Origin of the sequence: Synechococcus sp. R8-2 (genome assembly GCF_047461715.1) — a bacterium.
In the GTDB taxonomy this organism is placed as follows: domain Bacteria; phylum Cyanobacteriota; class Cyanobacteriia; order Thermostichales; family Thermostichaceae; genus Thermostichus.
The window spans coordinates 1-3,118 of record NZ_JANSHQ010000124.1; the positions used below are offsets into that span (position 1 = coordinate 1).

Annotated in this window: 3 protein-coding genes; all 3 read right to left on the minus strand. The window is 57.7% G+C overall.

From position 1 onward, the window contains the following. Nucleotides 1–286: 286 nt before the first annotated feature. Nucleotides 287–544 (minus strand): hypothetical protein, encoded by a 258-nt coding sequence (locus NW819_RS03480; protein WP_414330173.1) that lies wholly within the window; start codon nt 542–544, stop codon nt 287–289. A 147-nt stretch (nt 545–691) separates the two neighbouring features. After that, entirely contained in the window at nt 692–1,684 is a 993-nt protein-coding gene (locus NW819_RS03485; protein WP_414351553.1) for a heme o synthase, read from the minus strand. A gap of 53 nt (nt 1,685–1,737) precedes the next feature. Beyond that, entirely contained in the window at nt 1,738–2,670 is a 933-nt protein-coding gene (locus tag NW819_RS03490; protein WP_414329307.1) for a COX15/CtaA family protein, read from the minus strand. Between the last annotated feature and the right edge of the window lie 448 nt (nt 2,671–3,118).

The following is a 3,118-nucleotide window of genomic DNA, read 5'->3' on the forward strand; positions in this document are numbered from 1 at the left end:
TTTCACCTTGACGGTGAGATAAGTGACTATGCGTTGCGAAACGGTTCAGCAACATCTCCCCAAGCCCAGACAGTCCTATCCAGCAAGGCTTCTGGGCTTCTTCTCTCCCCCTGGGAGAGGGGAGTTAGGGATCGACGCAGCAAGCCGTTTCATTGCTGTTTGAAATAATGAAAGTATTCTGCTTGGGAGCAAACCTTAGGCAGCAAGGGATCCTCCGCTGTTTTCACCCTTTCCACGGAGAGGATCCTGACCTATCTCAGGGGCTTCCACCAGGCGATTTCCCAACTCACGCTTGCCCCTCTCCCTGACGGCGGATTAAGAAGCGGATTTCCTGAAGGAGAACCTCAAAGCGTTGATCCGACTCGGCCTGCCGCTGCCGCAATTCTCGCACTTCCTGCCTTAACTCCAGGACGACTTCGGCGAGACGCCCTGAAAGGGTCTGCAAGGCAAGCTGAGCATCGGTAACCTGGGCAACTGTATTGGCCACCCTGGTCACAGCTTCGGCCAACTGGACAAACCGCGTCTCAATTTCCTCATTGGTCATGGCCGGGTGTGTCTTGCTTGGCTAATGATTAGCTCATTCTACCCTGCACGGTATGGAGTGTCACTCTCTGAGAATGGGCCGCAATTTTGAGGAAAAACCGGCTGGCCAACGGGGGTTATCAACCCAGGGATCCCCCATTCGCGCAAGTCAGCTGGCCAGCGCTATGAGGGTGGTGTAAATCCCTTGGAGGGACGCAGTGGCCTGGCTCCAGAGGATGTGGGTTAACGACCACCTATCCAGACCCATGGCCCCGCACAACAGCAGCAGATACAGGTTGGCAAACGTGAAGAGCGAGGCCGCCCGATCTCGGTCGCAGGGATCCTGCAGCAACTGCACCGCCTTCCAAACCAAGAGGGATCCCAGCAGCGCCGCCGCGCTCAGATAAAAGGATCCCAGCATCCCTAAGGGGTAAACCAGCAACAGGCTGACCGGAACCATCAGCAGCGCGTAGAGCAAAATCTGTGCGGCAGTGAGTCTTTCGCCCGCTACCACCGGCAGCATCGGCACCCCGGCACGGGCATAGTCTTCCCGCTTCAGAATGGCCAAAGCCCAGAAGTGGGGTGGAGTCCACAAAAAGATGATGGCGAACATCACCCACGCGGCCCAGCTGAGCTCGCCTGTGGTTGCTGCCCAGCCCACCAAAGGTGGGATCGCTCCTGCCGCTCCACCGATGACAATATTTTGCGTGCTGGAACGCTTCAGCCAGTGGGTATAGACCCCCACATACACCAGGATCCCCACCATGGCCAAACTGGCAGCCAGCAGGTTGGTGAACGTGGCCAACAGCCCAAAAGCAGTCAAAGCCAGGATCCCGGCAAAAATCAGAGCATCCTGCGCTCGGATTCGACCGGAAGGCAAGGGGCGATGACGGGTTCGCTCCATCATCCGATCGATATCGGTGTCATACACCATGTTGATGACGTTGGCTGCCGCCGCCGCCATTCCTCCCCCCAAAAGGGTGATGAAAAACCTGAACGGGTCGGTGTTGCCTGCCATCCACATGGCCCCAGCCGTCGTCATCAGCAAGAGGGCGATGATCTTGGGCTTCACCAACTGGCTGTAGCTGCGCAAAACCTGGACAAGCGCCTGGCGCTCGCACCCCAGAGCACATGGGCTCTGCTCAGAGGGGATCCCCCCCATCGGGTTCTGGTAGGAAGCCTGACGGTCGACTAAAACGCTATCTTGCATGAAATTCACTCACCGGTCATTTCTGCGGTCATGGCCATCCACTGGCCTTCTTCCCCCTGGGTTCGCATTCGCCAGGCCAGCACCGTAAAACCCAGCAGACAGGCCAGCAAAGCTGCCCCCATCATCTGATGGGCCACCGTTAGGGGTTCTACCTGCAGCCGGTAATGATAGGTCAAAACACCGATCCCCACCTGGGCCAACAGCAGGCCAACAGACCCATGGCCCAAGAACTTGAGAAGGCGGGGGATCCGCTTGCGCCGCAGCCCGGTGGCCACCGCTACCGCCAACACCCCAAGGGTGGCCGGAGCAACCCCCAGCAAGTGGCTATTCATCACCCAGCACAGCTCGCCGGCAGCAAAGCATTGATGCAAAGCCCATTGGGAGGCCACCAAGGCGCCCAGAAGGCTCTGGACATACACCAGCAGCACCGCCCCCAAGCCCAGCCAAGGCAAGTAGCCGACGGAAAATGGCCCTTCACCCAGTCGCAGCGGCAGGATGGAGTCCTTAGAACCGGCTCTTGTCCAGATCAGTAATCCCAGGGTGAGCAAAGTGGCAAAAAACAGCAGGCCCGTGCCCAAGTGGGCCGTCACAATATCAAAGCGCAGCAGCTCCGTGACCGTCAGCCCACCCAGGATCCCTTGCATCAAGACCAGAACAAAAGCCCAGCTCAAACCCCAGGGCAGCCAAGTGGGCAATGCCTGACGCTTCAGCCAAGCAAACCCCATCAGAACCAGCGTAGCCAAGCCTACCCCAGAAGCCACCATGCGGTGAAACCATTCCAAAAAGACTTGTAGGTTCATCTGCTGGCTGGGCACAATTGCCCCGTAGCAAAGGGGCCAATCTGGACAGGACAGCCCAGCATTCATGACGCGGGTGGCACTGCCTAACCCCATCAGCAGCCAAGTGGCCAATGCTAACCCCAGTAGGGCTTGTCCCATACGCAGGGAAAGCTTGTCTGAGAGCACAGGATTCCGCTGGGAAGAAGGTTGGGATTGATGAAAGATCGAAGAATCCATTGCAGTTGAAGGCATAGCAAAGACTGGGCTGACGGCTCGAGCATCTGCACTGAAAAAGAGGCTGGGCTGAAAAAGCCTAGCCGGCTTGGTATCGGGCCATCTGGAAACAAAGACGCAGGTTACTCGCTGACTATTCCTCGAAGCCAATCCTAAATGCGGTTTTGTGGCTGGCGAAGGCTTTTTAAGAATTTCTTTCTCGGCGCACAGGTGTTCCGAATCCTAGGCACCTCTGGGAAGTCAAGCCAGCAGACCAATCCTTTTCCCCCTGGGAGAGGGGTCGCGGCAGCGGCGCGAAGCGTTTGGGCGGCAGCGGGAGTGTCTCAATCTCGTTTGGAATGACTACAATGCCTGAGCGCCAGAGGAAACCGAT

Bases quoted from the DNA above. Each gene is read 5' to 3' on its own strand.
- NW819_RS03480 (WP_414330173.1), bottom strand. From the start codon at position 544: ATGACCAATGAGGAAATTGAGACGCGGTTTGTCCAGTTGGCCGAAGCT.
- NW819_RS03485 (WP_414351553.1), bottom strand. From the start codon at position 1,684: ATGGGGGGGATCCCCTCTGAGCAGAGCCCATGTGCTCTGGGGTGCGAG.
- NW819_RS03490 (WP_414329307.1), bottom strand. From the start codon at position 2,670: ATGGGACAAGCCCTACTGGGGTTAGCATTGGCCACTTGGCTGCTGATG.